Genomic DNA, 6392 nt, shown 5'->3' on the forward strand with positions numbered 1-6392 from the left:
TGGCGCAGCGGGCGCCGAAGAGGGTGCCTACTCCCGCTCCAGGGCGTGGATGGGGTCCATCCGCGCCGCCCGCCGCGCCGGGAAGAAGCCGAACAGCACGCCGATGAGGCTCGAGCAGAAGAAAGCCATCAGCACGGCGTCCAGGGAGTAGCTCAGGGTAAACTGGCTGCTGAAGTGCTCGAACAAGACGCCGACCAGCAGGGAGAGCAGCACCCCGGCCGCCCCGCCCAGCAGGCAGACCAGCACCGCCTCGATCAAGAACTGCTGCAGTATGTCGCCGGTTCTGGCCCCCACCGCCATCCGCACGCCGATCTCGCGGGTGCGCTCACTCACCGACACCAGCATGATGTTCATCACCCCGATACCGCCCACCACCAGGGAGATGAGCGCAATCATGGCGATCAGCAGGGTCAGGGTGGCATTGGTGCTGGTGATCGCCTGACGGATGCTGTCGGTGTTGAGCACGAAGAAATCCTGACTGCCGTGACGCTCACGCAGCAGGCGGGTGATACCATCCTCGGCGGCGGCCAGCGCCACCTCATCCTGCACCCGCACGCTGATGCTGCGCAGGTGGCTCTGGCCCAGCATCCGCGTCATGGCCGTGGTGTGGGGGATCCAGACGTTGAGGTTCTCGTCGCTGCCAAAGCCGCTCTGGTTGCGGGCCACTACCCCGATCACCCGGCACGGCAGGCTACCCAGCAGGATCACCTGACCGAGCGGCGACTCCCCCGCGGCAAACAGGCGCGCCAGGCTGTTTTCGTCGATCACCACCTCCTGCGCCATGTCGGCCACGCTGGTGGCATCGAACAGCATGCCTTGCAGCAGTCGATAGCCGCGCACCTGGAAGAACTGCTCCCCCACCCCGTTCACCGAACCCAGCACCGCCTGACTGCCCCGGCGCAGGGTGACGCTGGTGGCCAGGCTGGGGGTCACGCTGTGCACATAACCAAGCCCGGCGAGGGCCTCGGCATCCTCCACCCTGAGGGTCTGGACCGCCTCGGCCCGCCGATCGCCGAAGCCGCTGCCGGGGAAGATCTCCAGGGTGCTGGTGCCCATGGCATTGATGTTGGCCAGCACCTGCTGCTGGGATCCGCGCCCGAGCGCCACCACAGACACCACGGCGGCGATGCCGATGATGATGCCGAGCATGGTGAGGAAGGTGCGCATGCGCTGGGCCTGCATGGCCAGCAGCGCCATCTTGAAGGCGGCGCCGAGCCGCCCGGCCAGACCGCCACGCGCCCCTTCGCCGACCCGGGACCCAATGTGCGCGGGAAGCGGCTGTGCCGGCTCATGACGACGATCGGCCACCACCTCGCCATCTTTCAGCTCGATGATCCGCTCGGCCTGCTCGGCGATCGCCATGTCGTGGGTCACGATCACCAGCGTATGCCCCTCGCGGTGCAGCCCATTCAATATGCCGAGCACCTCGGCCCCGCTCTGGCTGTCGAGGGCGCCGGTCGGCTCGTCCGCCAGGATCACCTGACCGCCGTTGATGAGGGCGCGGGCAATGCTGACCCGCTGCTGCTGGCCGCCGGAGAGCTGGCTCGGCTTGTAGTCGAGCCGGCTGCCGAGCCCGAGCCGCTGCAGCAGGCTCTCGGCCCGCGCCTTGCGCGCATCGCCGGCCAACCCGGCATAGAGGGCGGGCAGCGCCACGTTGTCGCGGGCACTGAAATCCCCCAGCAGGTGGTAGCGCTGAAAGATGAAGCCGAAGTGCTCGCGGCGCAGGGTCGCCAGCGCATCGGCCGCCAGCCGGCTCGTCTCCCGTCCGGCCACCCGATAGTCACCCTCGCTCGGCTGATCGAGGCAGCCCAGAATATTGAGCAGGGTTGACTTGCCGGAGCCGGAGGCGCCGACGATGGCCACCATCTCGCCCCGCGCTATGGTCAGGTCGATGCCCTTGAGCACCTCGACGCGCCGCTCCCCGTCGCCAAAATGGCGGCGGATACCGCTCAGTTGCAGCAGTGGTTCTCTCATCATCACATCCCCATGGGCGGACCCATCCGCCCGCTCTGCTGGTGCTGGGCCGTCAACTGGCTCACCACCACGGCCTCCCCCTCCGCCAGCCCGTCCAGGATCTGGGCATCCACCTTGTTGTTGAGGCCGACCTTCACCTGCCGCCATTGCGGGCGACCGCCCTCATCCACCACCTGTACCCGCCCCTCGCTCAGGGCGATGGCCGGGATCACCAGGGCGTTGCGTTCGGTCGCCAGCACAATGTGCACCTGGGCCGTCATGCCGATGCGCAGGGCCCGCTGCGGATTTTCCACCTCGAACAGGCCGTTGTAGTAGACGGCCGTGCTGGTCGAACTGCTGCTGGTCGTGTCGTCGTTGATGGTGTCGGGGGCGGGCTCGATGGCGCGCAGGCTGGCCTGGTAGCGCCGCTCGGGCGCTCCCAGCACGGTGAAATAGCTGGGCAGTCCTGTCTTCACCCTGATCACGTCCGCCTCCGAGATCTGCGCCTCCACCGTCATGGTGTCGAGCCGCGCCACCTTGACCATGGTCGGGGTACTCTGCACCGCGTTGACCGTCTGCCCCTGCTCCACCGGGATCGCCACTATGGTGCCCGCCATGGGGGAGACGATGCGGGTGTAGCCCAGATTCACTTTGGCGGTATCGACCGCGATGCGGGCCTGCACCGCCTGCGCCGTCAACGCCCGGATGTCGGCACGGGTGGCCGTCAGGGTCGCCTCCGCGCTGTCGTAGTCGGCCTGACTGCCCAATCCCCGAGCCAGCACCTTGCGCTGACGCTCGAAGACCAGCTGGTTGTTGCGCAGAGTTGCCCGGCGCGAGGCCAGCTGGGCCTGCACGTTGTCGAGGGCGGCTTCGGCATCTTTGAGGGCGTTCTGCTGGGTGAGATCGTCGATCTCGACCAGCAGATCGCCCTGCTTCACCTCGTCCCCCAGTGCCACATGCAGCGCCTTGATCTGCCCCGATACCTGGGCCCCCACACTCACCAGCTTCTGGGCCTGCAGGGTGCCGTCGGCCAGCACGCTCTGCTCCAGATCCCGCCGCTCGACCGAAGCCGTGATATAGGCGGCTGCCGGCGCCGCCGTGGAAGGCAGCCACAGCCAGCCGGCGCCGAACAGCAGCAGGGCGGGCAGCAGCAGGCGAACAACGAGAAGACGGACAGGGGTCATCGCGGATATCCTTGGCTAAAACAGAGGATGAAACAGACCCGGGCAATCTACTCCAATGTCAGGTTAAGCCTCTTGCAGGGCAGTGTAAGGATTGCGTAAAAGCAGCTGCCAGGCGGAGACGGACACGGGAAAATGGCGCCAACCCGAGACGGAGAAGAGCGATGAAGATCCTGCTGGTGGACGATGATCTGGAGCTTGGCACCATGCTGAGCGAATACCTGGGCGGCGAAGGCTTTGCCACCACCCATGTGCTGACCGGCAAGAGCGGCGTGCAGCACGCCCTCTCCGGCAACTATGCCGCCGTGGTGCTCGACATCATGCTGCCCGACTTGAACGGCAGCGAGGTGCTCCGCCAGATCCGCCGCGACAGCCGGATCCCCGTCATCATGCTCACCGCCAAGGGGGACAATATCGATCGGGTGATCGGGCTCGAGATGGGGGCCGATGACTATGTGCCCAAACCCTGCTACCCGAGGGAACTGGTGGCCAGGCTGAGGGCCGTGCTGCGCCGGGTCGAGCCTGCCCCCGCCAATCCGGGCAAAGAGCAGGGCCTGCGCCTTGGAGAGCTGGTGCTCTCCCCCGCCACCCGTCAGTGCCACTGGCAAACGCAGCCGCTGGAGCTGACCGCCACCGAGTTCAACCTGCTGGAGCTGCTGCTGCGATCGCCGGAGCGGGTGGTCAGCAAGGATGAGCTCTCCCTGCATGGGCTGGGCCGCCCACGCGAGCCCTATGATCGCAGCGTCGACGTGCACATCTGCAACATCCGCCAGAAGCTGCAGGCCCTGGCGGGGGACGCCATCGGCATCGAGACGGTGCGCAGCATAGGATACCGGCTGGCATGATCCTCAAGGGGCGCCTGTTCTGGAAGATCCTGTTCGGCTTCTGGTTCACCATCATCATGATGAGCCAGCTGCTGTGGGTGGCGTTCAGCCTCTATCGCCACGAAGGGCCGCCGGAGCAGCGCATGGCCAACCAGCTGGCCGAACGCCAGCTGGAGGCGGCCGCCAGCCTGCTGCAGCGACAGGGACCGGCTGCAGTCGCAGCCCTGCAGGCCAGCTGGCCGGCTCAGGAGCGAAGGCTGCTGCAGCTTGAACCGATCACAACAGAGCCAGCCACGACGCTGGGCGGCCGCATCCTGCCGGGGGCCGATGGCCAGCGCTATCGGCTCGACTATGACGGCGCCGGCCTGCAGCAGTTGCTGGCCCCGCCCCAGCCCCATCGCAACTGGCTCAACATGCCGCCCCCCATGTGGTGGATCGGCGGGCTTGGCGGCCTCTTCTTCAGTGCCCTGCTCGCCTGGCACCTGACCCGTCCCATGAACCGCTTCCGACAGGGGTTCGCACGCCTCGCCCAGGGAGATCTGGCAGTGCGCCTCTACCCCGCCATGCGGCGGCGCCACGACGAGATCAGCGATGCGGCCCGCGACTTCGATGCCATGGCCGAACGGCTGCAACTATTGGTGGAGAGCCGCGAGCAGCTGCTGCACGACGTCTCCCATGAGCTTCGCTCCCCCCTTGCCAGGTTGCAACTGGCCATCGGTCTTGCCCAGCAGGATCCGGCCAGGATCGAGGGTTCCCTCGAGCGGATCCAGCTCGAGACCCAGCGCATGGACAAGATGATCGGCGAACTGCTGACCCTCACCCGTGCCGGCCATGGCGAGCGGGACGGCGAGGAGTATTACGATCTGCAGGGGCTGGTCGACGCCGTGGTGAGCGATGCCCGCTACGAGGCGCAGCACATGGGCGTCGAGATCAAAACCTGGGTAGATGAGACCCGGGAGTACACGGTCTGCGGACAGGCTGAGTTGATCCGCCGGGCTCTCGACAATGTGCTGCGCAATGCCCTGCGCTTCTCGCAGGCGGGCCAGTGCATCCACCTGACCCTGATGCACCAGGGCAGCGAGTTCGTCATCGAGGTGGCGGATCAGGGGATGGGGGTGGATGAGAGCAAGCTCTCCAGCATCTTCGATCCCTTCGTGCGGATCGGCTCCCCCGCCGCAGGCAAGGGCTATGGGCTGGGCCTTGCCATCACCCGCAAGGCCATCCAGGCACAGGGCGGGCGGGTCGAGGCCAGAAACGGCGAAGAGGGCGGCCTGATCGTCACCCTCCACCTGCCGGGCTAGCTGCTCCGCCCAGTCATCACTGCTGCTGGTTAGCCCCGCAGCCGCTGCAATTGACTGATGGCGGCGCCGGTAGAGCGAAAGGCAAACTCGGCAGGGGCAAGGCCGGCCAGCTTGCGCCACTCGCAGGCTGCCACATCATCGGCCGCCACCACCAAAGGCTTGTGCGCCAACTCCAGCAAGAACACGGTATCGCAGGTATGATAAACCACATCGTCATAGGGATAGACGTTGGCATAGGAGCCCAGGTAGCGCGGCGTCTCTCCCGCCAGATCCAGCCCCAGCTCCTCCTTGAGCTCCCTCACCAAGGCTTCCTCCAGCGATTCGCCGGGATCGACGAAGCCGCCCGGCAGATCCAGCAAGCCCCGGCCTGGATCCCGAGCCCGTACCGCGACCAGCAGCTCGTCCTGCCAACACAGTGCCACCATCACGGCCGACGCCACATTCTGGAAATAGTGAAAACCACAGCCACAGGCAAACTCTTTCTCGCTGCGCTGTTGCCGCGTTCCGGAACCACAACGGGGACAAAACATAGGAGACTCTCATCTGACACCAAAGGCGCATTGTATGCCGAACCCCATCCATGATGGAAAGCCTTGAGGCACAACCCCCATAACGTGATAAATCAGCGGGATATAAAAGAGGGAGAAGAGGTAATACAGCGGGAAGCAAACGAAAAGAAGCCCAGTCTGTCGACTGGGCTTCTTAAGTAGTGGCGGAACGGACAGAGTCCGGCTCAAGCACAAGGGACAACAGACAGGGACCGAGTTGCCAGTGGCAAGTCGCAGCCCTGGCGGTTGTCTCTTGTTTCCTCATCCCGTTTGCAAAAGCCAGATAGCAAAAAGGCCTTCCCGTCAGGGAAGGCCTTTCAATTTAGTGGCGGAGCGGACGGGACTCGAACCCGCGACCCCCGGCGTGACAGGCCGGTATTCTAACCGACTGAACTACCGCTCCGCATTCGGTTAGCTTTCGCTAAATCTTTTGCCGCTTCTTGATGAGGTGTCATCCTCGCAGCCGGCCATGTCTTTCACATCACCGTTTAATTGGGTGCCTGGCAGTGTCCTACTCTCGCATGGCGAATGCCACACTACCATCGGCGCTACAGCGTTTCACTTCTGAGTTCGGCATGGGGTCAG

At 65.4% G+C, this 6392-nt stretch carries 5 protein-coding genes and 1 tRNA gene; 2 read left to right on the forward strand and 4 right to left on the reverse strand.

Annotated features, from left to right (window positions below; all coding sequences use genetic code 11):
* Positions 1–27: 27 nt before the first annotated feature.
* Together AB5Y94_RS11015 and AB5Y94_RS11020 are read right to left on the reverse strand one after the other, a co-directional pair.
* Positions 28–1974, reverse strand: coding sequence for a MacB family efflux pump subunit (locus AB5Y94_RS11015; protein ID WP_368205508.1), 1947 nt, complete (start codon positions 1972–1974; stop codon positions 28–30).
* A gap of 2 nt (positions 1975–1976) precedes the next feature.
* Positions 1977–3137: an efflux RND transporter periplasmic adaptor subunit gene (locus AB5Y94_RS11020; protein ID WP_201881440.1), complete on the reverse strand. Its 1161-nt coding sequence runs from the start codon at positions 3135–3137 to the stop codon at positions 1977–1979.
* Positions 3138–3298: 161 nt separating this feature from the next.
* Between AB5Y94_RS11020 and AB5Y94_RS11025 the strand changes: the two genes are divergently transcribed.
* Together AB5Y94_RS11025 and AB5Y94_RS11030 are read left to right on the forward strand one after the other, a co-directional pair.
* Positions 3299–3979, forward strand: a complete 681-nt coding sequence (locus AB5Y94_RS11025; RefSeq protein ID WP_042008917.1) for a response regulator transcription factor — start codon at positions 3299–3301, stop codon at positions 3977–3979.
* The gene (locus AB5Y94_RS11030; protein WP_368205509.1) at positions 3976–5259 is read left to right on the forward strand and encodes an ATP-binding protein; all 1284 of its coding nucleotides are present in this window, start codon (positions 3976–3978) and stop codon (positions 5257–5259) included. The genes AB5Y94_RS11025 and AB5Y94_RS11030 overlap by 4 nt, the downstream gene beginning before the upstream one ends.
* A 29-nt stretch (positions 5260–5288) precedes the next feature.
* Here the strand turns inward: AB5Y94_RS11030 and AB5Y94_RS11035 are convergent, their stop codons facing one another.
* Entirely contained in the window at positions 5289–5789 is a 501-nt protein-coding gene (locus tag AB5Y94_RS11035) for an NUDIX domain-containing protein (RefSeq protein ID WP_368205510.1), read from the reverse strand.
* A gap of 344 nt (positions 5790–6133) precedes the next feature.
* Positions 6134–6210: transfer RNA gene (locus tag AB5Y94_RS11040), tRNA-Asp, on the reverse strand.
* Positions 6211–6392: the final 182 nt, after the last annotated feature.

This window comes from Aeromonas sp. s5 (assembly GCF_040907865.1).
GTDB classification, from domain to species: Bacteria; Pseudomonadota; Gammaproteobacteria; order Enterobacterales; family Aeromonadaceae; genus Aeromonas; species Aeromonas dhakensis.

Excerpts from the sequence above, each read along its gene's own strand:
- AB5Y94_RS11015 (WP_368205508.1), bottom strand. The coding sequence starts at position 1,974 with ATGAGAGAACCACTGCTGCAACTGAGCGGTATCCGCCGCCATTTTGGC.
- AB5Y94_RS11020 (WP_201881440.1), bottom strand. The coding sequence starts at position 3,137 with ATGACCCCTGTCCGTCTTCTCGTTGTTCGCCTGCTGCTGCCCGCCCTG.
- AB5Y94_RS11025 (WP_042008917.1), top strand. The coding sequence starts at position 3,299 with ATGAAGATCCTGCTGGTGGACGATGATCTGGAGCTTGGCACCATGCTG.
- AB5Y94_RS11030 (WP_368205509.1), top strand. The coding sequence starts at position 3,976 with ATGATCCTCAAGGGGCGCCTGTTCTGGAAGATCCTGTTCGGCTTCTGG.
- AB5Y94_RS11035 (WP_368205510.1), bottom strand. The coding sequence starts at position 5,789 with ATGTTTTGTCCCCGTTGTGGTTCCGGAACGCGGCAACAGCGCAGCGAG.